General features: G+C 45.1%; 30 protein-coding genes. 14 read left to right on the forward strand and 16 right to left on the reverse strand.

What is annotated here, in order from left to right; all coding sequences use genetic code 11:
- Positions 1-17 precede the first annotated feature (17 nt).
- Positions 18-785 (forward strand): class II glutamine amidotransferase, encoded by a 768-nt coding sequence (locus D1Z90_RS06870; protein WP_119910011.1) that lies wholly within the window; start codon positions 18-20, stop codon positions 783-785.
- A 70-nt stretch (positions 786-855) separates the two neighbouring features.
- Here D1Z90_RS06870 and purN read toward each other — a convergent pair whose 3' ends face one another.
- Complete coding sequence (purN, locus tag D1Z90_RS06875) at positions 856-1,497, reverse strand: phosphoribosylglycinamide formyltransferase (protein WP_119910012.1); 642 nt, start codon at positions 1,495-1,497, stop codon at positions 856-858.
- A gap of 8 nt (positions 1,498-1,505) precedes the next feature.
- Positions 1,506-2,546: a phosphoribosylformylglycinamidine cyclo-ligase gene (gene purM / locus D1Z90_RS06880; protein WP_119910013.1), complete on the reverse strand. Its 1,041-nt coding sequence runs from the start codon at positions 2,544-2,546 to the stop codon at positions 1,506-1,508.
- A gap of 214 nt (positions 2,547-2,760) precedes the next feature.
- Here purM and upp point away from each other — a divergent pair, with 214 nt between their 5' ends.
- The 5 genes from upp (at position 2,761) to hda (ending at position 7,380) form a co-directional block, all read left to right on the forward strand.
- The gene (gene upp, locus D1Z90_RS06885; RefSeq protein ID WP_119910014.1) at positions 2,761-3,387 is read left to right on the forward strand and encodes a uracil phosphoribosyltransferase; all 627 of its coding nucleotides are present in this window, start codon (positions 2,761-2,763) and stop codon (positions 3,385-3,387) included.
- Between the two features lie 37 nt (positions 3,388-3,424).
- On the forward strand, positions 3,425-4,672 hold the full coding sequence (locus D1Z90_RS06890; RefSeq protein WP_119910015.1) for a uracil-xanthine permease family protein: 1,248 nt from the start codon (positions 3,425-3,427) through the stop codon (positions 4,670-4,672).
- A gap of 187 nt (positions 4,673-4,859) precedes the next feature.
- Positions 4,860-5,324: a DUF4124 domain-containing protein gene (locus D1Z90_RS06895; protein ID WP_119910016.1), complete on the forward strand. Its 465-nt coding sequence runs from the start codon at positions 4,860-4,862 to the stop codon at positions 5,322-5,324.
- A 213-nt stretch (positions 5,325-5,537) separates the two neighbouring features.
- Complete coding sequence (locus D1Z90_RS06900; protein ID WP_158587072.1) at positions 5,538-6,554, forward strand: DUF2066 domain-containing protein; 1,017 nt, start codon at positions 5,538-5,540, stop codon at positions 6,552-6,554.
- 103 nt (positions 6,555-6,657) lie between these two features.
- A complete protein-coding gene (gene hda, locus D1Z90_RS06905; protein ID WP_198419067.1) occupies positions 6,658-7,380 on the forward strand; it encodes a DnaA inactivator Hda in 723 nt (240 codons plus the stop codon).
- Positions 7,381-7,402: 22 nt separating this feature from the next.
- Here the strand turns inward: hda and D1Z90_RS06910 are convergent, their stop codons facing one another.
- Both D1Z90_RS06910 and arsC read right to left on the reverse strand, forming a co-directional pair.
- Positions 7,403-7,789, reverse strand: coding sequence for a DUF2069 domain-containing protein (locus D1Z90_RS06910; RefSeq protein ID WP_198419068.1), 387 nt, complete (start codon positions 7,787-7,789; stop codon positions 7,403-7,405).
- The gene (gene arsC, locus D1Z90_RS06915; RefSeq protein WP_119910020.1) at positions 7,789-8,139 is read right to left on the reverse strand and encodes an arsenate reductase (glutaredoxin); all 351 of its coding nucleotides are present in this window, start codon (positions 8,137-8,139) and stop codon (positions 7,789-7,791) included. Before arsC ends, D1Z90_RS06910 begins: the two co-directional genes overlap by 1 nt.
- A 60-nt stretch (positions 8,140-8,199) precedes the next feature.
- On the opposite strand from arsC, the gene D1Z90_RS06920 reads away from it, so the two are divergent.
- Positions 8,200-8,646, forward strand: coding sequence for a TlpA family protein disulfide reductase (locus tag D1Z90_RS06920; RefSeq protein ID WP_119910021.1), 447 nt, complete (start codon positions 8,200-8,202; stop codon positions 8,644-8,646).
- On the opposite strand, the gene bepA is transcribed toward D1Z90_RS06920, so the two are convergent.
- The gene (gene bepA / locus D1Z90_RS06925; protein ID WP_232525211.1) at positions 8,643-10,091 is read right to left on the reverse strand and encodes a beta-barrel assembly-enhancing protease; all 1,449 of its coding nucleotides are present in this window, start codon (positions 10,089-10,091) and stop codon (positions 8,643-8,645) included. The two genes, D1Z90_RS06920 and bepA, sit on opposite strands and share 4 nt — an antisense overlap.
- Before the next feature lie 130 nt (positions 10,092-10,221).
- Between bepA and D1Z90_RS06930 the strand changes: the two genes are divergently transcribed.
- Both D1Z90_RS06930 and D1Z90_RS06935 read left to right on the forward strand, forming a co-directional pair.
- The gene (locus tag D1Z90_RS06930) at positions 10,222-10,476 is read left to right on the forward strand and encodes a sulfurtransferase TusA family protein (protein ID WP_119910022.1); all 255 of its coding nucleotides are present in this window, start codon (positions 10,222-10,224) and stop codon (positions 10,474-10,476) included.
- 16 nt (positions 10,477-10,492) lie between these two features.
- Positions 10,493-11,566 (forward strand): AI-2E family transporter, encoded by a 1,074-nt coding sequence (locus tag D1Z90_RS06935; protein ID WP_119910023.1) that lies wholly within the window; start codon positions 10,493-10,495, stop codon positions 11,564-11,566.
- Positions 11,567-11,605: 39 nt separating this feature from the next.
- Here the strand turns inward: D1Z90_RS06935 and bcp are convergent, their stop codons facing one another.
- Positions 11,606-12,079, reverse strand: a complete 474-nt coding sequence (bcp, locus tag D1Z90_RS06940) for a thioredoxin-dependent thiol peroxidase (RefSeq protein WP_119910024.1) — start codon at positions 12,077-12,079, stop codon at positions 11,606-11,608.
- Between the two features lie 248 nt (positions 12,080-12,327).
- Here bcp and dapA point away from each other — a divergent pair, with 248 nt between their 5' ends.
- The 4 genes from dapA to D1Z90_RS06960 all read left to right on the forward strand — a co-directional run bounded on the left by dapA (position 12,328) and on the right by D1Z90_RS06960 (position 15,996).
- Positions 12,328-13,209 (forward strand): 4-hydroxy-tetrahydrodipicolinate synthase, encoded by an 882-nt coding sequence (gene dapA / locus D1Z90_RS06945; protein ID WP_119910025.1) that lies wholly within the window; start codon positions 12,328-12,330, stop codon positions 13,207-13,209.
- Between the two features lie 9 nt (positions 13,210-13,218).
- Positions 13,219-14,301: an NlpB/DapX family lipoprotein gene (bamC, locus tag D1Z90_RS06950; protein ID WP_119910026.1), complete on the forward strand. Its 1,083-nt coding sequence runs from the start codon at positions 13,219-13,221 to the stop codon at positions 14,299-14,301.
- Between the two features lie 60 nt (positions 14,302-14,361).
- Positions 14,362-15,468 carry a phosphoribosylaminoimidazolesuccinocarboxamide synthase gene (locus D1Z90_RS06955; protein WP_119910027.1) on the forward strand — a complete coding sequence of 369 codons (1,107 nt, stop codon included), beginning with the start codon at positions 14,362-14,364 and terminating at the stop codon, positions 15,466-15,468.
- 78 nt (positions 15,469-15,546) lie between these two features.
- Entirely contained in the window at positions 15,547-15,996 is a 450-nt protein-coding gene (locus D1Z90_RS06960) for a DUF2059 domain-containing protein (RefSeq protein WP_119910028.1), read from the forward strand.
- Positions 15,997-16,076: 80 nt separating this feature from the next.
- Here the strand turns inward: D1Z90_RS06960 and D1Z90_RS06965 are convergent, their stop codons facing one another.
- The 10 genes from D1Z90_RS06965 to cysZ all read right to left on the reverse strand — a co-directional run bounded on the left by D1Z90_RS06965 (position 16,077) and on the right by cysZ (position 24,105).
- Positions 16,077-16,589: a TIGR00645 family protein gene (locus D1Z90_RS06965; protein ID WP_119910029.1), complete on the reverse strand. Its 513-nt coding sequence runs from the start codon at positions 16,587-16,589 to the stop codon at positions 16,077-16,079.
- A gap of 1 nt (position 16,590) precedes the next feature.
- Entirely contained in the window at positions 16,591-16,767 is a 177-nt protein-coding gene (locus D1Z90_RS06970; protein ID WP_119910030.1) for a DUF2897 family protein, read from the reverse strand.
- A 7-nt stretch (positions 16,768-16,774) separates the two neighbouring features.
- Positions 16,775-17,461 carry a M15 family metallopeptidase gene (locus D1Z90_RS06975; RefSeq protein ID WP_119910031.1) on the reverse strand — a complete coding sequence of 229 codons (687 nt, stop codon included), beginning with the start codon at positions 17,459-17,461 and terminating at the stop codon, positions 16,775-16,777.
- On the reverse strand, positions 17,454-18,593 hold the full coding sequence (gene dapE, locus D1Z90_RS06980; RefSeq protein WP_119910032.1) for a succinyl-diaminopimelate desuccinylase: 1,140 nt from the start codon (positions 18,591-18,593) through the stop codon (positions 17,454-17,456). Before dapE ends, D1Z90_RS06975 begins: the two co-directional genes overlap by 8 nt.
- Before the next feature lie 17 nt (positions 18,594-18,610).
- Positions 18,611-18,979: an ArsC family reductase gene (locus D1Z90_RS06985; RefSeq protein WP_119910033.1), complete on the reverse strand. Its 369-nt coding sequence runs from the start codon at positions 18,977-18,979 to the stop codon at positions 18,611-18,613.
- A 170-nt stretch (positions 18,980-19,149) separates the two neighbouring features.
- The gene (gene crr / locus D1Z90_RS06990; RefSeq protein WP_119910034.1) at positions 19,150-19,659 is read right to left on the reverse strand and encodes a PTS glucose transporter subunit IIA; all 510 of its coding nucleotides are present in this window, start codon (positions 19,657-19,659) and stop codon (positions 19,150-19,152) included.
- Positions 19,660-19,694: 35 nt separating this feature from the next.
- The gene (gene ptsI, locus D1Z90_RS06995) at positions 19,695-21,416 is read right to left on the reverse strand and encodes a phosphoenolpyruvate-protein phosphotransferase PtsI (protein WP_119910035.1); all 1,722 of its coding nucleotides are present in this window, start codon (positions 21,414-21,416) and stop codon (positions 19,695-19,697) included.
- A 45-nt stretch (positions 21,417-21,461) separates the two neighbouring features.
- Entirely contained in the window at positions 21,462-21,719 is a 258-nt protein-coding gene (locus D1Z90_RS07000) for an HPr family phosphocarrier protein (RefSeq protein ID WP_119910036.1), read from the reverse strand.
- A gap of 405 nt (positions 21,720-22,124) precedes the next feature.
- On the reverse strand, positions 22,125-23,093 hold the full coding sequence (cysK, locus tag D1Z90_RS07005) for a cysteine synthase A (RefSeq protein ID WP_119910037.1): 969 nt from the start codon (positions 23,091-23,093) through the stop codon (positions 22,125-22,127).
- Between the two features lie 247 nt (positions 23,094-23,340).
- Positions 23,341-24,105 carry a sulfate transporter CysZ gene (gene cysZ / locus D1Z90_RS07010; RefSeq protein ID WP_119910038.1) on the reverse strand — a complete coding sequence of 255 codons (765 nt, stop codon included), beginning with the start codon at positions 24,103-24,105 and terminating at the stop codon, positions 23,341-23,343.
- A 446-nt stretch (positions 24,106-24,551) separates the two neighbouring features.
- On the opposite strand from cysZ, the gene zipA reads away from it, so the two are divergent.
- Positions 24,552-25,688, forward strand: coding sequence for a cell division protein ZipA (gene zipA / locus D1Z90_RS07015; RefSeq protein WP_119910039.1), 1,137 nt, complete (start codon positions 24,552-24,554; stop codon positions 25,686-25,688).
- The last annotated feature ends 14 nt before the right edge of the window (positions 25,689-25,702 follow it).

A 25,702-nucleotide genomic window follows, 5' to 3' on the forward strand; every position in this document is an offset into this window, starting at 1 on the left:
GAGCAGACCGAGGTTATATGTGTGAGTTATTGGGCATGAGTGCCAATGTACCAACAGATATTTGTTTTAGTTTCACTGGCCTAGTTAAGAGGGGCGGCGAAACCGGCCCCCACAAAGATGGCTGGGGCATTACCTTTTATGAAGGAAAAGGGTGCCGTAGTTTTAAGGACCCTCACCCAAGTTGCGAGTCAAAAATAGCCGAGCTGGTAAAAGCTTACCCCATTAAAAGTGAAGCGGTGATTAGTCATATCCGCCAAGCGAACCGGGGGGGGGTGAGCTTAGAGAATACTCACCCTTTTAGCCGGGAAATTTGGGGCCGAAACTGGACCTACGCCCACAATGGCCAACTCACAGGCTACAAAACCCTTGAAACAGGGGACGCGATACCTGTCGGCGCAACTGACAGTGAAAAAGCGTTTTGCTGGATTTTACATCAGCTGCGTCAAAAATATCGCCGTAAGCCTGCGAACAAACTGGCGGTGTTTAAATTCATTGCCCAGTGTTGTGATCAGTTAAGAGCAAAGGGTGTGTTTAATATGCTATTGACCGATGGCGATTATGTGATGGCTTATTGCAGTAATAACCTGCACTGGATCACCCGGCGAGCGCCATTTGGAGAAGCGCGCTTGATTGATGAAGACGTAGTGATAGATTTTCAAAAAGAGACCACTCCCAATGACGTTGTCACTGTGATTGCGACTCGCCCACTAACAGATGGCGAGGTGTGGCATAAAATGCAGCCCGGCGAGTTTGCTGTTTTTAAGCAGGGCGAAAAGTTATTGTAGCCAAGCTCAATATTTTCAGATAAAAAAACCTGCCAATGGCAGGTTTTTTTATTGGGTTATCTTTCAGCTACTATTCTGCAGCATAGCCAGCAGGACTCAATACTTGTTGGTCAAGCAAGGCTTTGCCGTCTTGCATCTGCAAGCGCCCTGCAACAAACCATTGTACCGCCAGAGGGTATATACGGTGCTCTTGATCCAGCACTCGAGCCGCTAAATCTTCCGCAGTATCGCCTTCAAACACCGGCACTTTAGCCTGCAGTATCACAGGGCCACCATCAAGCTCTTCAGTGACAAAATGTACGCTTGCGCCGTGAGCTTCATCACCAGCATCTAAAGCTCGCTGATGAGTGTGTAAGCCTTGGTATTTAGGTAATAAAGACGGATGAATATTCAGCATTTTACCGGCATAACGGCGGACAAAATCCGGCGTCAGAATCCGCATAAAGCCAGCTAATACGATAAGATCAGGTTGATACTTATCGATAGCTTGACCAAGCAATGCATCATACTCTTCACGCTTAGCAATGCCTTTGCTTACTACCACGTCTGTAGCAATGCCGGCTTCCTGAGCGCGCGTTAAACCGAAAGCATCGGGTTTATTACTGATAACCGCGACCACTTCCCCTGCGTTATCACTCAGGTGCACTTTATCAATCACTGCTTGCAAATTACTGCCAGAGCCAGAGATTAATACGAGTATTTTTTTGCTCATGGCTAACCTTAGTTAATTTCTACTTGCGGCTCACCGTCTTTAGCATCTTCGATGTGGCCAATCACCCATGCTTGCTCGCCGTGAGCATTAAGCAGCTCAACCGCTTTTTCTTTGTCAGCATCAGCCACGGCAATCACCATGCCTACGCCACAGTTGAACGTGCGGTACATTTCTTCTGTTTCAACGTTGCCGTTTTGCTGTAGCCAGTTGAAAACTTCTGGCCACTGCCAGCTGTTGCCATCGATCACCGCCTTGGCACTGGCGGGTAATACGCGAGGAATGTTTTCCCAAAAGCCGCCGCCAGTAATATGAGAAAGTGCGTGTACGTCAGCTTGTTTGATCAGTTCAAGCACAGACTTCACATATATACGAGTGGGCTCTAGCAAGGTTTCGCCTAAGGTATTATCGCCAAAAGCTTGCATTGGATCTGCGCCAGACACTTCTAGGATTTTACGTACTAGTGAGTAACCGTTAGAGTGCGGGCCACTTGAACCAAGTGCGATTAAGGCATCGCCAGCAGCAACTTTGGAGCCATCAATGACTTCTGATTTTTCAACTACACCGACACAAAAACCGGCCATGTCGTAGTCATCGCCTTCGTACATGCCTGGCATTTCAGCTGTTTCGCCACCAATCAATGAACAGTTAGATTGTTCACAACCGTCACCAATACCTGTTACAACTGCTGCAGCAACGTCAACGTCTAGCTTACCGGTGGCGTAATAATCAAGAAAGAATAATGGCTCTGCACCCTGTACGATAAGGTCGTTAACACACATCGCCACTAAGTCGATGCCTACTGTGTCATGTTTTTTTAGGTCAATCGCCAAACGCAATTTCGTGCCAACACCGTCGGTGCCTGCAACAAGCAAAGGCTCTTTGTAGCCTGTTGGCAGTTGGCACAATGCCCCAAAACCACCTAAACCGCCCAATACTTCAGGTCGTTTGGTGCGCTTAGACACACCTTTAATACGTTCTACTAGAGCGTTACCAGCATCGATATCAACGCCGGCGTCTTTGTAACTTAAGGAAGTGGTTTCGTTGCTCACTGAGATCCCTCGCCAAAATAACCAGATATGAGGTGTCAAAGGCAAAATTTACCAATGACAGGAAAAAAACGCGGCCATTTTATCAGACACTCAGCGGTAGCAAAAATTTTTCTGCCTATAATTCTGCATTTTTATTAATGATCAATTATGAGACCAGCAGCTTTTGCTACAATTTTTCAGTAATTTGCCATTTTATAATGAGACGGAGAAATAAATGCAGATACGTGAAGTTAAACACCCGCTGATTCAGCATAAACTGGGTTTGATGCGAGAAGCTGAAATAAGCACCAAACGATTCCGCGAATTGGCACGAGAAGTGTCTGCATTACTGACTTATGAGGCCACGGCTGATTTAGCCTTGGAAACTGTCACTATTCAAGGTTGGGCGGGTGACATTCAGGTTCAGCAAATCAAAGGCAAAAAAATCACAGTGGTGCCTATTTTACGCGCCGGATTAGGCATGATGGATGGGGTATTAGAGCACATGCCAAGTGCAAAAGTCAGCGTGGTGGGCATCTACCGTGATGAAGAAACGCTTCAACCTGTGTCTTACTTTGAAAAGTTAGTCAGTCAAATTGACGAGCGTTTGGCGCTGGTGGTTGACCCTATGCTTGCAACGGGCGGGTCTATGATTGCTACCTTGGACTTACTTAAGAAAAAGGGTTGTAAGAATATTAAAGTCTTAGTGTTGGTTGCAGCGCCAGAAGGTTTGGCCGCGCTAGAACAAGCGCATCCAGATATTGAACTGTATACCGCGGCCATAGATGAGCGTTTGAACGAGCATGGCTATATTATGCCTGGCCTTGGCGACGCGGGCGATAAAATTTTTGGCACCAAGTAAGTTTTCCAGGTAACCGTAACTGAGTAAGGATTCACTCATGGACTCAACCTCTGAGACCGAACAACCTTGGCTTGATCAAAGCCCATTGCAGCAAGCGATAGCGGGCTCCCAAATGCTGTTTGTGGCGTTCGGAGCCTTGGTTCTTATGCCCCTGATTACCGGGCTCGACCCCAATGTGGCCATGTTCACAGCAGGCATAGGTACACTATTGTTTCAGCTGGTCACCAAACGCATGGTGCCGATTTTTTTGGCTTCCTCGTTCGCATTTATTGCGCCGATTATGTATGGCGTACAAACGTGGGGAATTGCCGCCACCATGTCCGGTCTAATGGTGGCAGGGGTGATGTACATGGTTATGGCGGGTTTTGTGCGCATTCGTGGCTCTGAGTTTATCCACCGTTTGCTTCCTCCAGTTGTGGTTGGGCCTGTGATCATGGTGATAGGCCTTGGCCTTGCACCGCTTGCCGTTAACATGGCCATAGGCAAGACTGGTGATGGCAGCACAGAATTAATGGCGCAAAATACGGCGTTGATGATCTCCATTCCTGCGTTGTTGACTACTTTGCTTATGTCGACGGTGGGCAAGGGCATTTTTAAACTTGTGCCGATTTTATCTGGGGTACTCGTGGGGTATGGCCTGGCCGTTGTATTTGGCCAGGTAGATTTTAGCATCATCGCTGCCGCGAGTTGGTTTAGCGTGCCAAATTTTGTCGCCCCAGAGCTGCATTGGGGAGCCATTTTATTTATGATTCCAGTGGCAATCGCACCTGCGGTTGAGCATGTCGGCGACATATTGGCGATTGGCTCCGTGACCAAGAAAGACTACCTGCAAAAACCTGGATTACATCGCACCTTGTTCGGCGATGGTTTAGCGACTACCGCGGCCGCGTGTTTTGGTGGACCGCCTAATACTACTTATTCTGAGGTAACAGGTGCGGTAATGCTGACCAAAAACTTTAACCCTAAAGTGATGACATGGGCAGCAGGTTTTGCCATTTGCTTAGCGTTTATTGGGAAGTTTGGCGCGGTGTTGCAAACGGTGCCTCCGGTTGTCATGGGCGGCATTATGATCTTGTTGTTTGGTACTATCGCGTCTGTAGGATTAAATACCCTGATTCGCCACCAAGTGGATTTATCAAATGCCCGTAACCTTTGCATTGTTTCTATTGTATTGGTGTTTGGCATCGGTGGAATGGCTTTTGGCATAGGATCATTTAGCCTGCAAGGCGTGAGTTTATGTGGTCTGGTGGCCATTGGCCTTAACCTTGCTCTACCAAGGCGGTAATGAACACGGCGGGCACTCGCGCGTTACATTTATGGCGAGTGCTTTAGCCGCAATACGAGAAAACTTGTGAACCAGTAATCAATTCTTGTTTGATTATTTTGTGACCTTTTTTGAATCTTGATATCATGCTCATAAATCATCCAACTTGCCTCGTTGAAATACGCTAGGCTTAATATGAGAGCAGATCATGAAGTACTTATGCCAATCGTTGATGCTAGTGTTGAGCTTATCACTTGCCCCATTATTACAAGCTGAAGTTTATCAATGGACGGACGCCAACGGTACGGTACACTTTAGCTCTCAACCGCGTATTAAGGGACAATCCAAAACAGTTGAGGTGAATGAGGTTAACGTGGTAGCACCGCAGCAAGCCGCAGCGACACCTGCCCCTGTTGCAGTCCTTGATGCTGTTGAACAAAAAGTGAGCACGCAGAAAAACTCCACCACTTCTTTTGCTGCCACCGACCCTCAAAATACTTCAGTAGTATCAGGCATCGAGACAGATTTATGCACTAAGGCAAAACAAAAGCAACGTTTTGGTCAGCAAATTCTTGATGAGAATATTGATGAAGTAGGTGGCGTGAAAATACACAAAAAGCACGTTAAAGAAATGCTGGCCACTTCTAAAGCGCAAATTAAGCAATTTTGTTAATCGTTTTTGATGAATACGAACGGGGGATTTGAGTCTAACAAGGTCCCTTATCTGCCCCGTCATGATCTTTCCTTACCAAGAATCGGCTTTAATTAGTCACACTGCCTTATCATAGAATGGCAAAAGTACTGAAACCTGACCTCGGCACTTGCTCTCTTTTCATGCATGGTTCATTATTCGGCGCTGAAATTTATTACCTATTCTGGGAAAAGCATGAAGCAGTATTTTCTAGTTTTTATTTCACTTTTAATGACATTTCAAGTCCATGCCTTAGAGGTGAAGGGGCTTTATCAAGCCGAGGTGGCACCCGCAGAATCTGAACTAGCAACTCAGCAAGCCGCATTTGCCAAAGTGCTGCTTAAACTCACAGGGTCGAACAGCGCATATGAGCAAGCTGACATTCAAGCTCTGTTACCACACGTTGCGCAATGGGTTGAAAAAACGGAGCAGGGCGAAGGTAGCCAAACTATTTTCTTTTCTGAAGAAAAAGTGCTGCAAGTTTTGCAGCAAATTGAGTTAGCGGTGTGGGGCTCTAATCGTCCCAACACTGTTTTTTGGTTTGTCGATGAACGCGGCGGGCAACGTGAGTTAGTGGCAGAATTACAACAACCTGAGTTGATGACGTCACTAAAACGGCAAGCACAACAGTTTGCACTGCCGATCACTTTACCATTATTGGATCTGGATGACTTGATGCAAGTGAGCGCTGCGGATGTACGAGGTCGTTTTCTTCAACCTGTAGCAAATGCCAGTCAGCGCTATCAAGCCAATGGCTTTGTGATGGTGAGAATAATGGAAGATAAGGGTAACGTCACACTGAACTGGCAACTGGCGGGAGGCGCTATGTCGCAGCCCCATGGTTTAACTCAAGGCAGCAGCGAAGGCAAAACGGCCGTTCCTCAAATGGTTGCACAAATCAGCCAGTTTTATGCGGACAAATACGCCGTCGCAATTAGCAATGAGCCAATTACCACAGACAATATGATTAGCGTGAAAGTGACTAATATTAAAGGTATGGCTGACGTGGTGAAAATTCAGCAATTTTTTAACGGTCTGACTGTGGTAAAACAGGCTAACACGCAATCGGTAACCGCCAATAGCATAGGCTTAAAGTTGCAGTTACAAGGGACTCGGGCCGCCTTAGAGCAAGCAATTGAGCTGGACTACCGGTTTCAGCCGGGTAATCAAGCCGGTAATACGTTGCATTTGGTCTGGTCTAAAGTGAACTAATCTCGCCTCTTTGACAGGGCGTTAAACGCGAAATTTAACGCCTTTGCTCATTTATTTAGCCAGTGTTACACTGTGCAACATCTTCAGCTACTAAGTGGTATTTGTGGAACAACAAAACCCCTCTCAACTGTCCCTATCGGTGCAATTACCTGACGATGAAACCTTTGCAAGTTTTTATCCTGGCGATAACGCGCAACTGTTAACTGCGCTGCGTAATGCGGGTTCAGGGCAAGGCGAGGAAGTCATTTATTTGTGGGGCGCTCCGGGTAACGGCCGCTCACACCTTTTACACGCTACCTGTGCTGAAGCCAATGAGATTGGCCTTGCCGCTGCCTATGTGCCTTTGGATCTGATGAACATGATGGATCCTAGCATGTTAGATGGTATGGAAAACTTGCCACTGATTTGTATCGATTCGCTAGAATGCATAGCCGGCCATCCTGCTTGGCAACAGGCGTTATTCGATTTGTATAACCGCTGTATAGAGCTAAATGCTCAGCGTGATTTTGCGACCTGTATTTTATTTACCGCTGACAATACACCGAAAAACATTGGTATAGAATTAAACGACTTAGTTTCAAGGTTAGAGTGGGGCACTAATTACCGAATAACCCCATTAGATGATGAAGCTAAATTGGGTGCTCTGCAACTGAGGGCCCAGTTAAGAGGTTTTAAATTGCCGGTGGACGTGGGACGCTTCTTATTGAACCGGTTAAGCCGTGAAATGCGCACCTTATTAAAGACATTGGATCATCTAGACAGTGCTTCGATTGCTGCTCAGCGTAAATTAACCATCCCTTTTGTAAAAGAAATACTGGGCATTTAACCCAGTATTTTCTGTAACAAGATTATTGCTTCGCTTTATTTTTAGGCTTTCTAATACTTAAACCTAACTCTCTACCACGATGTTTTGCGTAGTAGGCGCAGCCGCAAAAAAAGCAGACAGCTAAGAAAAACTCACCAACCGCTAGCCAGCGCTCCGCAGGATCTGACACCATAATGGTTAAGCTATGCAAGAAGTACCACAAGCTTATAAAGCAGGTCCATGCGTAGGTGTAAGGGTTGCCTTTTAATAATCCACGTAATGGGAAAATAAGTGGAATTAACCAAATGCTTAATACAAACCAGGGATCAAGACCTAGACTAGGCGGTGATAGCCATAGGTGCCACAAAGGAATATACAGCCATAAGCCAAAGTAGCCGAAGAGCGCTAGTTTTCTAAACTGCTGGGTCATTATAAAATTTCCAGCACTTGCTCAGGTGGTCGGCCGAGGGCGGCTTTACCGCTATTTAAGACGATCGGGCGCTCAATCAATTTAGGGTGATTACTCATGGCATCAAGTAACATCGCTTCATCTGTCACATCTTTTAAGGCCAGCTCTTTGTAAAGTGTTTCTTTAGTACGCATAAGTTGGCGTGCAGAATCAAAGCCCAATTGCGCAATAATGTGTTTTAACGTTGCCGCATCGGGTGGCGTTTGAAGGTATAACACTATTTCAGGCTGTAGACCTTGCTCTTCCAGCAAAGCGAGGGTTTGGCGGCTTTTAGAGCAACGCGGATTGTGATAAATACTGAGCTGTGACATGCTGACTCTCCATGGATGATTTCAGCACATTGTAACCAAAGCGAATAGAGTTTAGTAGTAATGAAGAAATGGATACTCACCAGTTTACTGAGTGGCTTACTTATGGCCTGTAGTGAACCCCAATTACAAATACATGATGGCAACAAGGCCGCCTTGTCGGATTATCAGGGCCGTTGGTTACTGGTAAATTATTACGCCGACTGGTGTAAGCCTTGTATCAAAGAGTTACCGGCACTAGACGCCTTTGCCAAACAGCAAGATAAGGTCGCAGTGCTGGCGATAAGTTACGATGATTTGAGTTTAGACAGGCTTAGGCAAAGTCATCAAAATAAGCAGGTGAGCTTCCCTTTTGCCAGCGTGATCTCGCATGACTTTCCACTACAGCGCCCAAAAGTACTGCCCACGACCTATTTGTTAGGCCCCAATCAAGAAGTGCAAGACGTATTGGTTGGCGAACAAACCTTAACGTCTTTAAACCAAGTGATGGCTAAGCATGGAATTAACTAAGACCTAAGTGCATCCAATGAAGCTTGAGAGGTTTTATATTGTTCCACTTTGGCTTCGAGTCTCGCGCGTTCAAGCTTTGCGTCTGTCTCGGCGATGGCTATTTGCAGCTCTGAAATGGCCTTTTTAAAGTCGCCGTGCAGTGCTAAATACTCTGCTCTGGCATGATACGCTTTGCCCAACTGACCTCGGGCTTGATAAACCTTGATTGCCATTGACCATGCTAAGGCATGATTGGGGTATTCCCGTAAAAAAGGTGACAATACTTTGTGGGCTAAATCATAGTCTCCGGCTTCCATCGCGGCATTGATCAGGTTGATGGCAACCACTTGATTTTTAGGTTGCTGTTTATAAAAACCTTGTAACCTGTTAACAGCTTGCTGGTGGCGCTTTTGATATATGTCTAAATCAGTTTTGACATCGACATAAAATAAATTACGGCTGTCTGCCGCCAGCAATTGATCAATTATCACATCTGCTTGCGAGTATTTTTGTTGCTCCATCAAGGCCAAGGCTTGGCCATATAATGCCGCCTCTTTTAACGCGTAGCTTTTATTTTTAAGCTGATTGCTAAAAAAGCTATGGCTGGCTTCTGCCGACATATTGGAATAACGTACTTCTATGCGAGCTTTAGAAAGCTGGAAAGGCAAACTCGGGGGCACGTTTCGAGGCTTGTATTGTGCCGCCCTTGCTCGTGATTCGGTGACGCGAGTGTCTGGAAGGGGGTGGGTCAGTAACATTTGTGGCGGTGTACTGACATAGCGGTATTTAGCCGCTAATTTGCCAAAAAAGTTCCCCATTTCCCGGGTATCAAAGCCACTGCGTTGCATGGTTTGTATGCCCAATCGATCGGCTTCAAATTCATGGGTGCGGGTAAAGTTAATATTCGATTGTAAATTTAGCGCTAAGGTTGTTTGCAGGGCGGCAAGACCGGCTTCAGGAGAAACCAACGTTAACAATAGTGCGCCCGCTAAAGCCGCCATATTCGCCGGGTTATTGCGCGCTTGACTTTCCATGATACGGGCTAGGTGACGCTGGGTAACGTGGGCAATTTCGTGAGCGACTACAGAAGCCAGCTGGCTTTCGTTATCTGCGTATAAAAACAAACCAGTGTGAATTTTGATATAGCCGCCGAAAAATGCCGCGGCATTGATATCATTGTTTTGAATAATAAAAAAATTAAAAGGAAACCGCACTGAGTCGGCATTAGCTACCAATTTTTGGCCTAGGTCAATGACATAATTATTGAGCAGTGGATCGTCTAGGACGGGTAGCCCCCCTCGGGCCATCACGGAAAAAGCTTTGCCGTATTGCATTTCTTTTTCAATGGTTAACGCGCTAGCCCCAGCCGTGCCAATTTCGGGCAAGTTATTGGCGGCCAATGTGGCGCTGGAAAAAAAGCCACCCCAGGTCAGTAATAGCAAGAGTATGATTCGAATCTGACGCACGCACGCATTCCTTGGTCTTTGATAGGGCCAGCATAAACTTTGTCTATAAGGGTCGCAAGTGATTCCCTTCTAGGAGCAGCCCTCACATAACGCATAGTGTTTGAATTACACGCAAATTATAGGGATAATAGTGAGCATTATTACGACTTGGTGCCGCGACATTTTGGACATTTTAGATTGCCGCGATATGGTTTGCCCCATGCCTTTGATCACAATAAGGCAGTGGTTAGCGAGGCCTTCACAACATCCGGTTGCCTTACTTATGTTGGCTGATGCCAGCTCGAATCATGACATTCCACGTTACTTAAGCAAGCAGCAAGTGGTTTTCTCTGAACGCCCAGCGCCAAGCACTGAGCATCATTATTTAGTACATAAACCTCATTAAAGGATAAAGCGTTATCATGATAGACCTCTTTTCTAAGTGGTATAAAGATAGGTTTTCCGATCCCGACGCAGTCACCTTGTCGGTACTCTTGTTATTTGGCTTTGGCTTAATCTATTTTTTTGGCGCGCTATTGGCGCCGCTACTTGCAGCGATTGTGATTGCTTACCTGCTCGATTGGCCCGTAAATCGGCTGCAACGATTAGGCCTTAATCGTACCGGAGCCACCGTAATTGTCGTCACCTTGTTTATTTCATTGGCAGTGTTGGCATTACTTGGTTTGCTACCCACGGTATTTAAGCAGGGCTCAAATTTAGTGCGCGATTTACCGTCTATGTTGAACCAGAGTCAGTCATATCTATTGACGTTACCGGACAAATACCCTGAAGCGATTGACTCTGAAATGGTCGCCAGTATTACCGATAACATTCGCAACAAGGTTCTGGCTAGCGCAGAAGCAATCGTGTCGTTTTCTTTGGGGTCGCTGATTAACATTGCGGCGGTGCTTGTATATTGTATTTTAGTGCCTTTACTGGTGTTTTTTATGCTTAAAGACAAGCAGAGTTTGTCTTTAAGTGTAACCCGTTTGTTGCCAGAAAATCGTCAACTAGCAGCGCAGGTATGGATTGAAATGAACGGTCAGATCATGAACTATATCCGTGGTAAAGCGGTAGAAATCCTGATTGTAGGCTCTGTCAGTTATGTCGTTTTTGCCGTGATGGATCTGCGTTACTCGGCTTTGCTAGCCGTGTTAGTCGGTTTATCGGTTTTAATTCCCTACATTGGCGCAGCTGCGGTAACAGTGCCTGTAGCGTTAGTGGCTATGCTGCAATGGGGCTTTACCTCTGATTTTTGGTATCTCATGGTGGCGTACGGCATTATTCAAGCCTTAGACGGTAACGTGTTGGTGCCAGTGTTGTTTTCAGAGGCGGTTAACTTACACCCTGTGGCTATTATTGTGGCAGTATTGGTATTTGGTGGTATTTGGGGGTTTTGGGGCGTGTTTTTTGCGATTCCTTTGGCTACCCTAGTGAAAGCCGTGATGAATGCTTGGCCCTCGGAGAAAGCTCAAACCGATCTGGCCTCAGAGTAAAAAAATATCGCGCTGCAGTGACGACTGCAGCGCTCTGCACTATGCGCTCGCTTGGTCGAGGTAATCCATCACAACTTGATGATGTTCTTTGGTTTTAAACTTATTAAACACGTGTTCAATGACACCTTCTTCATTAATGAGAAAGCTGATGCGGTGAATACCATCGTATTCTTTACCCATAAATTTCTTACGTCCCCAGACACCAAAAGCATCCGCGATTTGATGGTCTTCATCTGACAATAGGTCAAAGTTTAATTGATCGCGCTCGATAAATTTGTGTAATCGTTTTGTGGCATCAGGACTGACGCCAAACACCACTAGATTATGCTGTTGCCATTGGGCTTGATGGTCGCGTAAACCGCATGCTTGAGTGGTGCAACCTGGGGTCATGGCTTTTGGGTAAAAGTAGGCCAATACTTTTTTACCTTTTAGGTCGGCAAGGTTAATGGTTTCATTATTTTGGTTTAGCAGGCTAAATACAGGCGCTTTATCACCGGCCACTAGGGTTTGCATGTTTATTTTCCTTATTATTCACGGTGCCAATTAAACTGGCGTCAGCAGCGAAGAGTTTATCTTAATCTTATTAAAAGAATAATTTTAGCTTTAAAGTCGAGCAATTTTGTTATTTCTTGCTTAAATCGGTTAAAGTCTAACCGGCATACGAGTAAAGCTGTCTAATCGATCTCGAAACGGTAACAGAAGCTTGTTTTTAGGCAATGGGAAAAGTACCATTATTCCCTTGATTATAAGGAGATGTAGAAATGCTAGCCGGTAGTATAGTTGCTTTAATAACCCCAATGGACAGTGCAGGTGAAATTGATTATCAAGCACTGAAAAAACTGGTGGACTATCACGTTGCAGCGGGTACATCAGCAATAGTGTCTGTCGGTACCACGGGTGAGTCAGCCACCATCAACGTTGATGATCATGTCAAAGTGGTCATGAAAACGTTAGAGTTTGCTGCTGGTCGTATCCCAGTGATTGCGGGTAATGGCGCCAATTCTACCGCTGAGGCGATAGCGCTAAGTAAGTTATTCCAAAATACAGGTGTCGCTGCGGGTTTAAGCGTTACGCCGTATTACAACAAGCCGACCCAAGAAGGCTTGTACTTACACTACAAAACTATTGCTGAGTCCAGTGATTTACCACAGATCCTCTATAATGTACCAGGGCGTACCGCAGTAGACATGTTGCCAGAGACGGTCGCACGTTTGGCAAAGTTAGATAACATCATAGGTATTAAAGAAGCCACAGGTGACCTACAGCGATTAGCAGACATTCAAGCATTAGTCAGTGATGACTTTGCTTTGTACAGCGGTGACGATGAAACCGGCCTAGACTTCTTATTACAAGGCGGCCACGGCGTCATTTCTGTGACCACCAACGTTGCCGCAAATGAAATGGCACAAATGTGTCAACACGCAGCGGCCAGCGAAGAAGCGCAAGCGCGAAGCATCAATGAAAAACTGTTACCTGTACACAATAAACTGTTTGTTGAAGCAAACCCTATTCCGGTTAAATGGGCTTGTCAGCGTCTAGGTTTGATCCAAAACGGTGATTTAAGGCTTCCATTAACTAGCCTTTCTGAGGCATTGCAACCTGAAGTTGAGTCTGCATTAAAGCAAGCAGGCCTCATTGATTAAGGCGTATTAGTGTTGAATAAAAATCGTGTTCTTTTTAGTTCTCTGTTTATTGCTATCCTTGCCGGTTGTAGTAATCACGAAGACCGTAAATTAGCTAACGGTGAGTTTGATTACCTAGAAGCAGAATTAGCGCAACCCATTTCTACACAAGGTATCGGTGAGTTAGCGCGCTCAAGCAGCTATGATATTCCGCCACTTGGAGCCAATGCGCCAGCCGATTACGTCGGGCAAGAAGTGGATGTACGCTCGCCAGTGCAAGTGTTACCAGTACTCGAAGGAACACGCGTTGATGAAAGCGCTGAGCGTGTCACTGTGACCTTTACTTCTGTCGACCGCAGTAAAGTTGTCAGAGATGACGTATGGGCATTATTAACCGGGTTTTTAACTCACTCCGGCGTCAATGTGGAAAGTCAAAACAAACCCAGCGGCGAGCTCAGCAGTGGTTGGTTTGAGTTTGAAGACAGTTACGGCGCATTTTGGAATAAAACCCGTTACAGCTCTAAAGAAAAGTATAAGTTTTCACTGAACAGCTCTGAGTCGTCGCGTGCAGCAAGTCTTGGCATCGAGCTATTGAGCATAGAAGAAACGGTAGACGGAGAGACGACTCGCACTGTGTCTGCTAAAGATAAAGTGCGTTATGAAAAAAGCATGATAAACCGTTTATTGGTTTATGGGCTTGATCGTAAAAATAAAGCCACCTTAGCGGTTCAGTCGCAAGATAACCGAGTGCCCCTGGACCTTGGCTTTGACGACAATGACCAGTTAGCTTGGATTACGGGTGTTGATTACGACAGAGTGTGGAATAAACTGCCAACGGCGCTGAAGAAACTTAACTTTACCTTGATTGAAAGTAACAAAGTATTGGGCAGTTATGAAGTGAGCTACAAGCGACCGAATTCTGATTTCTGGAGTCAGCAGCGTATACGTAAGTTTGACCTAAGAAAAGGCACCTACACTTTCCGCGTGGGCCAAAATAACAAAGGTGATACGGTTATTACTGTGCTAGACAGTAATAAGAAACCATTGCCTAAACGTACTATGAGTGAACTGTACCTTAGTATCGTAGATTTAATGCAGCAGCACAGTCGCTAGACTGAAGCTTGCTTAAGGGCGCTTAGCGCCCTTTTTTCATGAAGAGGATAAAGCAGAGCCATGAGTCTTGCTGATCAAGTTTTAGCGGTCAATAACGACCTTCCCATTCGTACAGATAAACCGGTTCACAGTGGTAAAGTACGTTCTGTTTACTGGCTTTCTGAAGCAGACAGTCGCCGTTTAATCACGGAGAAAAATTACGATGTTGCGCCGGACACGCCACTTGCCATTATGGTTATCAGTGACCGAATCTCAGCATTTGATTGCATTTGGCACGGTGAAGAAGGCATGAATGGTGTGCCAGGTAAAGGTGCCGCCTTAAATGCTATCTCTAACCATTGGTTTGGCTTGTTTAAGCAACAGGGTTTGGCTGATAGCCATATTCTGGATATTCCGCACCCGTTTGTATGGATTGTACAAAAAGCACGCCCAGTAATGATCGAAGCCATTTGTCGTCAGTACATCACTGGCTCTATGTGGCGAGCGTATGAAAAAGGCGAGCGTGATTTTTGTGGTATTGAGTTACCAGAAGGGTTAGGCCGCGATAAGAAGCTTGACCAGTTACTAAATACGCCATCAACGAAGGGCATTTTAACCGGGATCCCTGGTGTGCCAGAAGCAGATGATGTTAATGTGACGCGCAAGAATATTGAAGATAACTTTGCCGCGTTTGGCTTCTCCAAAGCCGAAGATATTAGCTTGTATGAAAAGCTATTGAAGCAAGGATTTGATGTCATCAGCTCTGCATTGGCAGATATTGAGCAAATTTTTGTTGATACCAAATTTGAATTTGGTTACGTCACTGACAAGCAAGGCCAAGAAAAGCTGATTTACATGGATGAAGTCGGTACGCCAGATTCATCGCGTATTTGGGATGGAGCGCAATACCGACAAGGTAATGTGGTTGAAAACTCCAAAGAGCAATTTCGTCAACTACTGCTCAATCACTTTCCTGATCCTGATATTCTTCTTAACAAAGACCGGATGCCAGAACGTGAGGCATTGGCGAAAGACAATGCCTTACCCACTGAAGTTTTGATGAAAGTATCGGATATTTACACCGGTATAGCCGAGAAAATTACCGGTCAAAACATCACTTTATCGGCCAATCCTAAGGCTGAAATTATCGAAATATTACGTAACGAGTACGATCTCATTGCTGATTAATCGTGACGGTTCTCTCGTGTAAATAATAAAGCTTAGCGAGTACTCGTTAAGCTTTTTTTATCGCGAAAAGGAAATCATATGAAAGCGCTATATTGGTTGTTTTTTTGTCTATGCTTTAGCGGAAAAGCGTTGGCAAGTGTAGAAAGCGAAGCCGAAAAACTGCTAAATACCGTCGGCATGGAGCAAGCTATGGAGCAGTCCATCGCGACGATGCTAGATCTGCAAATGCAACAAAACCCAGCCTTGGCTCCTTACAAAGAAACCATGCTTGCATTTTTTGAAAAGCACATGAGTTTTGACAGTTTGAAGCCGGATTTGATTGCTCTTTATATAGAGATGTTTACAGAGCAAGAGTTAAAACAAATCAATCAATTCTATAGCACCGAAGCCGGTAAAAAAGCGATTCGTGTCATGCCTGAGCTGATGCAAAAAGGTGCCATGATTGGCGCTCAGAGAGTACAAACCCACCAAGGTGAGCTTATTGAGATGATGCAGAAAAAAGAGGCCGAGCTGATACAAGCTCAGTAGAAGTCGTTCGCTGAGGGCAAACAGATAGGCCACCCTCGGCTAGCGTAGGATTGATTGTAAGTTTGCTAGAAAAACGAATCTTATTGCGCCTTTAAATTTTTACCACGCTCACTGATGTAATCGGTCAGGGCAAATAACACACCGGATGCAACAAAGCTTAAGTGTAAAATGACTTTCCACATTAACTCTTCGCCTGTGAAGGCTTGGGAGTTGATAAAGGTTTTGAGTAGCTCAACGGCAGAGATAGCGACAATGGCGCCAATCAATTTTTGTTTTAAATCAGAAAAGCCTACCTTGCCCATCCAAGCAGGTCGATCTTCGTGGTCGCCGATATTTAATTTTGAAACAAAGTTCTCGTAACCACTGAAGATAATGATCAGTAGTAGGCCAGCCAACAGCGCTGTATCCACTAAGGTTAAAATGTTGACTATGGTTTGTTCACTGCTGGCAGACAGTGAGTGAATGATCATGTTGTAAAGGGATTTAAAGAATTTGACCATTAACACCAAAATGGCGGCGATAAGACCAATAAAAAATGGCGCTAATAACCAGCGCGCTTGAAATATAAGGCTTTCTATTCTTTTTTCTAACATCTCACTGCAGATCCTTGTGTTCGTGTTTTTCTGTGTTCTCTTGCTCGTCCATAGGCTTTATTTGCTTCGGTTTGGGTTTTTTTATTGGTAAGTGGGCACTGTGCTTTAGCAGCATCAGATTGCTGCCAATAAAAGCAATAACAACGATGATGATAACAATGACCCAAGGTATTTCCATCGCTGTATTACCTCGGCAGCGGTGCGATATTGCTGATATATTGCTGCCATAGGTTAGGCAGCGCATGGCGGATAAACGCTTTGTGGGCAATTTTCGACTTATTTAAACACTGGTCTAATACGTCGATGTTAAATGCTTGCTGATATTTACCCGCTAGCGGCAGATAGCTGAGGTGCCAGGGCTCTTGGGCGACGCCGCCGCGATATTGGTCGTAAGGCCGGTAAAAGCCAAACTTTGCCATGTGTTGATTAAGCCAGCAGGCTAAAGGGTAAAGTGGTCCACCAGTTTGATATTCAGCTGGTACAAGCTGAAGGCGGTAACCTGGCGTTAAGAGTTGTGGGTCGTAAACGTCTATATCCGTTCCCCAATGATGCCTAGAAGCGCCGGGCAGAGCAGACCAACGCAGTATTGCAGCCGTTAATTGGCGTGGCGTAAGGGCGCTGGTGTCTAATGCACGGTTGGCGTCGTTGAGCACAGGCGTACTTCCTGAACACTTGTTATTCCAAATTTGCTGTTGGCGTTCAAAGCTGCGAAAGCTGCTGCAAATAGTCAGGTTTAGCCCTTCTTTTCTGGCCGCTTGTTGCATTTGCTTAAATGCAACAAGCATGTCGGCCTGACCCCAATGCCAAGCATTATGACGAACCAAGTGTGTTGTCACTTGGCCCGTTAATACTTGTGGCGATGGCTTAGCCATTTGTTAGCAGCTTTTCCATGGTGATGCGGTACATGTCTACCAGCTTTTCTAAGTCGGCTACTTTTACGCACTCATTCACTTTGTGAATGGTGGCATTAATAGGACCGAGTTCAACTAACTGTGCGCCAGTAGGGGCGATAAAACGGCCATCTGAAGTGCCGCCTGACGTAGACAGCTCAGTTTCAAACTTAGCGATTTCTCTCACCGCTTCTTTTACCGCTTCGATTAAGCTACCTTCACCGGTAATAAATGGCACTCCGTTATAGGTCCAATCCAATTTATAATCTAAGCCTTGCGCATCCAATATATTATGGGTGCGGGCAACCAGTTCATCTGCCGTACACTCGGTGGAGTAACGGAAGTTAAATTGCGCTTGCAGCGCTCCTGGAACGATATTAGATGCACCGGTACCGGCATGAATATTTGAGATTTGGAAGCTGGTAGGTGGGAAAAACTCGTTACCTTTATCCCATATTTTTTGAGATAGCTCAGCTAGGGCTGGCGCAGCTTTGTGGATAGGGTTATCGACCAAGTGCGGGTAAGCAACATGGCCTTGTACGCCATTGATGGTGAGATCGCCAGTTAACGACCCACGGCGGCCATTTTTCACTATGTCACCCACTTCACGGGTACTTGATGGCTCACCTACAATACAGTAATCAATTTTTTCATTGCGGGCTTCTAGGGTATCAATAACACGCGTTGTACCATTGATAAACGGGCCCTCTTCATCACTGGTGATGAGAAGCGCGATTGAGCCGTTATGGTCTTGGTGTTGCAGCACAAATTGCTCCACGGCCACCATGAATGCCGCAATTGAACCTTTCATATCAGCCGCGCCGCGGCCGTGAAGGTAACCGTCAATCACAGTCGGCTCAAAAGGGGGCGTATGCCACTCTTCAAGTGGACCGGTTGGCACTACGTCAGTATGGCCAGCAAAACAAAACACCGGTTTTGCTGTGCCACGTCGCGCCCATAGGTTCGTGGTGTCTTCAAACACCATGGTTTCACACTCAAAGCCTAACGCTTCAAGCTTTTCTATCATCATTTGTTGGCAACCCGCATCTTCCGGGGTCACAGATTCACGACTGATTAAATCTTTTGCCAGGCTTAATACAGCACTATCTGACATGGGGAATTCCTTTTACGTTACTCTGCCGCGGTGGCAAAAATGGTTTGGTATTGATCGAGCTTAAAGCCAAGGTGGTATTGACCATCGACTACAAGAATAGGGCGCTTGATCATAGCAGGGTATTCCAACAATAGCGTGCGCGCCGTATGCTCATCTAATTGCGCTTTTTGTTCATCGCTTAACTGACGATAAGTAGTGCCGCGTTTATTGACGACTTGTTGCCAAGGTAGGTATTGCAAAAACGTGTCTATCATTTGCGCGTCAATACCGTCTTTACGGTAGTCATGCAAGGTAAACGAATGCTCTTGAGCTTCTAGCCACTTTTTGGCTTTTTTTACCGTGTCACATACGCTGGGTGCTAAACCGTATAGAATGATGTCAGCCATTAGGGGTCCTTATTTTACTTTTCTGACAGAATTAAAGCATATTACAGCTTTGGTTTCAGCTGCTTTGTCGGAACAGGGGCTGATGCAGGCTAATTAGAGCACGAGGGTAAATGAAATGGCGGACACAAAAAAGCCCAGCTAAAGCTGGGCTTGTTGGCATTATCAGAGGCTTACTTTGTCACGCGTAGGATAGGTGACTCAGCCAAAGTTACCGCGCCAGATAGTTTGTGTAACTCTTTAATTTCATCCATGTTAGAGATAACAACAGGCGTCAAAGTTGATTTTGCTTTTTCTTCTAGTAAAGCCAAATCAAATTCGATGATGGTATCGCCTTTTTTCACTGCTTGGCCTTCTTGAGCCACTCGAGTGAAGCCTTCACCTTTTAGCTCAACCGTGTCGATACCAAAGTGAACAAACAGTTCTAGACCTGAATCAGACTCAATTGAGAAAGCGTGGTTAGTTTCGAAGATTTTACCAATCGTGCCGTCACAAGGTGCTACCATTTTGTCGCCGTTTGGCTTGATAGCGATGCCGTCACCAACGATTTTTTCCGCGAATACTACATCTGGCACATCTTCAATAGGCACAATTTCACCTGAAAGTGGTGCACATAACTCGATACCACCTTCTTCTGGTGCGCCGTCAGAGACCATTTTTTTCAGTTTGTCAAAAAAACCCATAGTTGTTGCTCCTAAAATTGTTATTCAAGCTTGGCTTAGCAAACCGCTTGTTGCTTAATGTATTCGTCTACTAATGCTTCGATTTCAGCGGCAGTTGCTGCTGCAAGTGCTTTATCTGCAAGCTCTTTTGCCGTAGCAAAATTAGTATTACGGATCAATTTTTTCACTGTTGGGATTGAGATAGAGCTCATAGAGAACTCATCTAAACCCATACCCAACAACAATAATGTTGCGCGATCGTCACCGGCTAACTCACCACACATACCGGTCCATTTACCTGCTTCATGTGAAGCGTCAATAACACGTTTAATCAGCGTTAATACAGACGGCGTCAGTGGGTTGTAAAGCTCTGAAATAAGTTCGTTACCACGGTCAACGGCCAAAGTGTACTGAGTTAGGTCGTTAGTACCGATACTAAAGAAGTCTACTTCTTTAATCAGGTGATGAGCGATAGCTGCTGCAGCTGGCGTTTCAATCATGACACCAATCTCAACGTTTTCATCGAAGTCGATACCGTCTTCTCTTAGGCCCGCTTTCAGTGCGTTTAAGATGTCTTTAAGGCGACGAATTTCTTCAACCGAAATGATCATTGGGAACATGATACGCACTTTACCGAATGCTGAAGCGCGAAGCAGCGCACGCAGTTGTGGGTTCATGATTTCCGGGCGGTCAAAACAGATACGAATGGCACGCCAACCCAAAAACGGGTTCATTTCAGTTGGTAAATCTAGGTACGGTAAATCTTTATCACCACCAATATCCATGGTACGAATAATGATAGGTTGATTTGGCATCGCTTGCACAACCGCTTTATAAGCGATGAACTGCTCATCTTCGGTCGGCAATTGGTCGCGATCCATAAACAAGAATTCTGTGCGGTATAGACCAACGCCTTCTGCGCCATTACGCTCGGCGCCGTCACAGTCTTTTACTGTGCCAATGTTAGCACACACTTCAACGTGGTGGCCGTCAAGGGTGACCGCTGGTAAGTCTTTAAGTTTGGCCAGTTCAGCCTTTTCCGCTAGGTACTTCTCTTGGACTTGCTTAAAGCGAGCCAGGTCGGTTTCCGACGGATTAATAATAATTTGGTTATTCAGGGCATCAAGTACCACTGTGTCACCGTTTTTCACTTTTTGGGTAATGTCGTTGGTGCCAACAATCGCGGGTAGCTCAAGCGAGCGAGCCATGATTGAGGTATGCGCCGTACGACCACCGATATCAGTGATAAAACCCAGCACCTTATCAAGGTTAATTTGCGCCGTTTCAGATGGCGTTAAATCGTTAGCGATAAGAATGACTTCGTCTTGAATCGTGCTTAACGACACGATTTCAATGCCCAGTACGTTTTTCAGAAGGCGGTTACCGATATCACGGAAGTCGGTTGCACGCTCACGTAAATATGGGTCTTCAAGTTCTGATAGCATGGTGGCATTTTGTTCAACCACAAAATGTACCGCAGCATCAGCAGAGCTTTTGTTCTCTTTGATATAGGTTACGATATCTTGCTCAAGCTCTTCATCTTCTAGGAGCATGATATGCCCTTCGAAAATGGCTTCCTTTTCTTCACCAAATGTTTCTAGTGCCTTCTGCTTGATCAGTTCTAACTGAGCAGAAGCTTTATCTCGTGCTTCAAGGAAGCATTTTATTTCTTTTTCGCTGTCATCAACACGTGCGTCGTTGATGACAATTTCATCTTCTTGTAGCAGTAGCGCTTTGCCAAGCGCGATGCCAGGGGATGCTTGAATGCCTGATATCATAGCCTATCCTTTAACAGCATAAAAAAAGTCGGGTTAACAGTGAGCTTATTTAAGCTCGTCCATTAGCGCTGCTAATGTGTCTACCGCTTTTTGTTCATCAGCGCCTTCAGCTTTGATGTTTACGCTGGTGCCTTTAGTAAGGCCTAGAGTTTGAAGTTTGAATAAGCTTTTAGCACTGGCAGACTTGCCACCAACTTCTACAGAGATGTCTGATTCGAATGATTTTGCTTCTTTTACGAATTGTGCTGCAGGACGAGTGTGTAGGCCGTTTTCAGCAGTGATTAATACAGTCTTTTGGTACATGGATTATCCCCATTTCTTAGTTTAATTATTCCAGTGAATACGGAAGAAGTTGCACCTATCTTCTGTTTCACTAAAGTTTAGTAATTTGTAGTAAAGTAACGAAAAACTCTTGCGGTTAGTTTAATCCACATCAAGTTTTATGTCACACAATGTTAATTTTTTACTTCTTAATTGGCTTTATTCAGCCGAGCTTATCGTTAACAATGTGGATGACTTAATTTTCGCAGTGAAAAATCATCCTAAATTCGCAGTTGAAGATCAATGTTTTTTGTATTTATGTCACAAAAAAATATACCTTACTAGTATGGACTATCCCCTACAACTTGCCGAATTTTTTCTTACTTACTATTGATATATAAAGAAAAAGGCGCCCTAAGGCGCCTTTATTATCAGAGTGAAATCTATTTATGCTTCTAATTCTTGCTCGGTGAAAATTCCAGCAAATAATGCAGAAGAAAGGTAACGCTCGCCAGAACTTGGCAAAATTACAACAATGTTCTTATCCGCAAACTCTGGCAGCTCTGCGATTTGATTGGCCGCAACAACGGCTGCACCAGAAGAAATACCGGCTAGGATACCTTCTTCTTCCATCAGACGTTGAGCCATCGCGATAGCGTCTTCATTGCTAACAAGGGCTGTGCGGTCAACCATTTCTAAATCGAGGTTGCCCGGTACAAAGCCCGCACCGATACCTTGGATTTTATGGGGGCCTGGTTTGACTTCTTCTTTAGCAAGCGTTTGTGTAATAACTGGCGAGTCAACAGGTTCAACCGCTACGGTGGTGATTTGCTTGCCTTGTTTCAGTTTAATGTAACGGCTAACACCCGTTAGCGTACCACCTGTACCTACGCCTGCTACGAATACGTCAATTTCACCGTCCGTGTCTTCCCAGATTTCTGGTCCTGTTGTTTGCTCGTGGATTTCAGGGTTGGCTGGGTTTTCAAATTGTTGCAGTAATAGGTACTTGCTTGGGTCAGAAGCAACGATCTCTTCTGCTTTAGCAATGGCGCCTTTCATGCCTTTAGCACCGTCTGTTAGTACAAGGTTGGCACCTAAAGCTTTAAGTAGCTTACGACGCTCTAGGCTCATAGTGTTTGGCATAGTAAGGGTGATTTTGTAACCACGAGAAGCAGCTACAAATGCTAATGCGATACCTGTGTTACCACTGGTTGGTTCGATCAGCTCTTTTTCTTTAGTAAGCGTGCCTTTTTTTTCTGCATCCCAGATCATGTTGGCACCGATACGACATTTCACGCTAAAGCTTGGGTTGCGGCTTTCTACCTTTGCAAACACATTGCCTTTAGCTACGCGGTTTAGGCGAACGATAGGGGTTTTCCCCATAGTTAGTGAATTATCTTCGTAAATCTTACTCATTATTTTCCCTTAAAAAGTTAAGTGATGAACTTCAATCCAGCATAACTGGAATTTGTTAAAACTGAAGTGACAAATTGTTATAACGATATGTTATTAACAGATATGTACTTATTCCATTAAGTTTTAGCAGCTTAAGCTTTTAGCGCTAAACCGGTGTCTCACAAGATAGAAGGTTTCGTTTTATCAGTGTTAACAAAACGCATCAATATTGCGAGCAGTATCAAGTTTCTGCTCGCAATTGTTACACTTAGGCGCGTCCAGTTTGTTCACTGCGGTAATGAGCCACCCACATTGCAGTACCACCACATACCGCAACAGGCATGACGATGAGGTTAAGTAAAGGGATTGCGCTGATAATGGTGACCACCATGCCAAAGCTTAAATTGCTACTGCGACGTGTTTTTAAGGTGTCTCGCATGGATGGGAAGCTAATTTTATGGTTATCAAAGCCGTAATCGACGTATTGTATCGCCATCATCCAACAAGATAATAAAAACCATAATGCCGGCGCTGCAACATTGATGACTGGAATTAAGAACAAAATTAAACAACCAATTGCTTTGGGGATGTAATACCACATTTTGTCTAATTCGCGTTTCAGGGCGCGAGGGATGTCTTTGACTACTTGGGCTAAACCATCATCATTCACTGCTTGTCCGGTGAGGTGTAGTTCAACTTTCTCAGCGAGCAAACCATTAAACGGCGCCGCAATCAGGTTGGCGACAGTCGAAAAGATAAAAGAGAATATAAACAGAATACTAAACAGCAAAATGGGCCAGAGCACATAACTTAACCAAGTTAAAAATTCAGGCACAAAGCTCATTAGCCAGTTGACTAAATCGCCAATTTGTAAGTACAAAGCGTAAAAAGCCACCGAGAATAAAACCAGATTAATCATTAAAGGAATGATAACAAAGGTTCGTAAACCCGGTTGACAGATTAGACTTAGGCCTTGCATGAAAAAGCGTATGCCGCTGCTCGGGCCACTGATAACGGAAGAGGATTGGTTCATAACAGTCCTTTGAGGTTAAACGGCGAATACGCCGAGATCGAAGACAGTTTACAAACTCCGGCTAGCAAAGGTAAACCGTCAAAATGGATGAATGAAGAAGATTTCATTCTAAGTTACTTAAAATCGCTAATTTAAGCGTTATCTTTGGTTTATGAGTCACTAAAATAAGGTAGAAAATTCATTATATTATTAACAAGTGTGAAGAAAATTAACTAAATTGTATAAATAGTTATCGGTTGACTGGGCTTTGTGCCATGTATCCCGTCTTTATAAGTCGGGCTGACTTGTCAAAGTGCTGAGTTTTTAGGTACAGTTAGTGCGTTTTTATTAGTCTGGAGCGCTAAGCGACTTTTTCCAAACTGAACACGCATTAACTGCTGCGATGTATAACAATGTTTACTACATTTGGTGAGCTAACGCCAAATCACTATAAAAGAGAATAATGAATGCAGGATTTTCGTCTTGTTCTGATTGTTGTGGGTGCTATCGCGATCACCGCGTTATTGATCCACGGGTTATGGACTAACTATAAAAATAAACCGAAAGCGTTAAAAGATAAGCCCGTGCCTCGAGTAGATAAAGACGACGAAGACTCAGGTTTTGACGCCGATGGGATCGGTGAAGTACGCGTAATCTCAAATCAATCAGACGATAATGATCCACTGTTTGCTAAAACGGAAACGGATATACCGTCGTTTTCTGCTGTAGACGAAGGCGAAGCCAAGGTTGCGTCAGAGCCAGCAGCGCCTACTGCTACGCCCACGCCTCAAGCACCCGTTGAGACTGCCGTTGAGTCTTCACCGGTTACGGCTGCACCAAACGAAATAGTCCCAGAGCCTATACCCGTTGAGCCTGAACCAGTTATAGAGCCTCCAGTACGTCGCCCAGCCTTTACTGAGCCGGTGTTTGATCGCGCAGGCAACACCATAGCGGAAAAGCCATTAACGGTGGACAAACCCAAGGAAAAACCAGCACCTGTCGTGTCTGAGCCTGCGGTTGACCCTGTTTTAGAGCCCGCTGCAGAAGCTCGCCCAGCGGTAGAGCCTGAAGCCCATACTGCGTCTGAGCCGTTAAATGATAAGCAGCCTGACATGCCAACTGAAACCGTCGAGGCGGCGCCAGAAAAACCGGCGAACGAGCCTGCCAGTGACGAGCCACAAGATGTATTTGTACTTAACGTGATGGCACCAGAAGGCCAAGTGTTTGATGGTGCTGTGCTATTGCCTGCGATGTTGACGTTAGGTCTTAAATTCGGTGAAATGAATATTTTCCACCGCCATGAGAGTGATTCCGGTGCTGGCGCGGTACTATTTAGCCTTGCCAATATGGTGAAGCCCGGCACCTTTGACATTGATAACATGGAACAGTTTGAAACCCACGGCATCTCGTTATTTATGGCGGTACCTTGCGCCGGGCAACCCAGTGCCAATTTTCAACTGATGCTGCACGCAGCCGAAATGCTTGCCGCTGAGCTAAATGGTCAAGTATTAGACGTACACCGCCAACCACTTACGCGCCATACCGTGGCTCATTATAAAGACCGTATTCAAACGTTTGAGCGTAAACAAGCCGCATTTAATTAATTTTTTCGACTTAA

Source organism: Motilimonas pumila, from assembly GCF_003596335.1.
GTDB lineage: Bacteria > Pseudomonadota > Gammaproteobacteria > Enterobacterales > CBDFNC01 > Motilimonas > Motilimonas pumila.

What these genes read in the sequence shown, in the direction of transcription:
- D1Z90_RS07000 (WP_119910036.1), bottom strand. Translation starts at nt 21,719, where the DNA reads ATGTACCAAAAGACTGTATTAATCACTGCTGAAAACGGCCTACACACT.
- D1Z90_RS06975 (WP_119910031.1), bottom strand. Translation starts at nt 17,461, where the DNA reads ATGGCTAAGCCATCGCCACAAGTATTAACGGGCCAAGTGACAACACAC.
- D1Z90_RS06960 (WP_119910028.1), top strand. Translation starts at nt 15,547, where the DNA reads ATGAAAGCGCTATATTGGTTGTTTTTTTGTCTATGCTTTAGCGGAAAA.
- cysK (WP_119910037.1), bottom strand. Translation starts at nt 23,093, where the DNA reads ATGAGTAAGATTTACGAAGATAATTCACTAACTATGGGGAAAACCCCT.
- D1Z90_RS06970 (WP_119910030.1), bottom strand. Translation starts at nt 16,767, where the DNA reads ATGGAAATACCTTGGGTCATTGTTATCATCATCGTTGTTATTGCTTTT.
- D1Z90_RS06900 (WP_158587072.1), top strand. Translation starts at nt 5,538, where the DNA reads ATGAAGCAGTATTTTCTAGTTTTTATTTCACTTTTAATGACATTTCAA.
- dapA (WP_119910025.1), top strand. Translation starts at nt 12,328, where the DNA reads ATGCTAGCCGGTAGTATAGTTGCTTTAATAACCCCAATGGACAGTGCA.
- bcp (WP_119910024.1), bottom strand. Translation starts at nt 12,079, where the DNA reads ATGCAAACCCTAGTGGCCGGTGATAAAGCGCCTGTATTTAGCCTGCTA.
- cysZ (WP_119910038.1), bottom strand. Translation starts at nt 24,105, where the DNA reads ATGAACCAATCCTCTTCCGTTATCAGTGGCCCGAGCAGCGGCATACGC.
- upp (WP_119910014.1), top strand. Translation starts at nt 2,761, where the DNA reads ATGCAGATACGTGAAGTTAAACACCCGCTGATTCAGCATAAACTGGGT.
- D1Z90_RS06985 (WP_119910033.1), bottom strand. Translation starts at nt 18,979, where the DNA reads ATGGCTGACATCATTCTATACGGTTTAGCACCCAGCGTATGTGACACG.
- D1Z90_RS06965 (WP_119910029.1), bottom strand. Translation starts at nt 16,589, where the DNA reads ATGTTAGAAAAAAGAATAGAAAGCCTTATATTTCAAGCGCGCTGGTTA.
- D1Z90_RS06910 (WP_198419068.1), bottom strand. Translation starts at nt 7,789, where the DNA reads ATGACCCAGCAGTTTAGAAAACTAGCGCTCTTCGGCTACTTTGGCTTA.
- D1Z90_RS06890 (WP_119910015.1), top strand. Translation starts at nt 3,425, where the DNA reads ATGGACTCAACCTCTGAGACCGAACAACCTTGGCTTGATCAAAGCCCA.
- D1Z90_RS06895 (WP_119910016.1), top strand. Translation starts at nt 4,860, where the DNA reads ATGAAGTACTTATGCCAATCGTTGATGCTAGTGTTGAGCTTATCACTT.
- dapE (WP_119910032.1), bottom strand. Translation starts at nt 18,593, where the DNA reads ATGTCAGATAGTGCTGTATTAAGCCTGGCAAAAGATTTAATCAGTCGT.
- D1Z90_RS06920 (WP_119910021.1), top strand. Translation starts at nt 8,200, where the DNA reads ATGAAGAAATGGATACTCACCAGTTTACTGAGTGGCTTACTTATGGCC.
- crr (WP_119910034.1), bottom strand. Translation starts at nt 19,659, where the DNA reads ATGGGTTTTTTTGACAAACTGAAAAAAATGGTCTCTGACGGCGCACCA.
- D1Z90_RS06935 (WP_119910023.1), top strand. Translation starts at nt 10,493, where the DNA reads ATGATAGACCTCTTTTCTAAGTGGTATAAAGATAGGTTTTCCGATCCC.
- arsC (WP_119910020.1), bottom strand. Translation starts at nt 8,139, where the DNA reads ATGTCACAGCTCAGTATTTATCACAATCCGCGTTGCTCTAAAAGCCGC.
- D1Z90_RS06870 (WP_119910011.1), top strand. Translation starts at nt 18, where the DNA reads ATGTGTGAGTTATTGGGCATGAGTGCCAATGTACCAACAGATATTTGT.
- purN (WP_119910012.1), bottom strand. Translation starts at nt 1,497, where the DNA reads ATGAGCAAAAAAATACTCGTATTAATCTCTGGCTCTGGCAGTAATTTG.
- D1Z90_RS06955 (WP_119910027.1), top strand. Translation starts at nt 14,362, where the DNA reads ATGAGTCTTGCTGATCAAGTTTTAGCGGTCAATAACGACCTTCCCATT.
- zipA (WP_119910039.1), top strand. Translation starts at nt 24,552, where the DNA reads ATGCAGGATTTTCGTCTTGTTCTGATTGTTGTGGGTGCTATCGCGATC.
- ptsI (WP_119910035.1), bottom strand. Translation starts at nt 21,416, where the DNA reads ATGATATCAGGCATTCAAGCATCCCCTGGCATCGCGCTTGGCAAAGCG.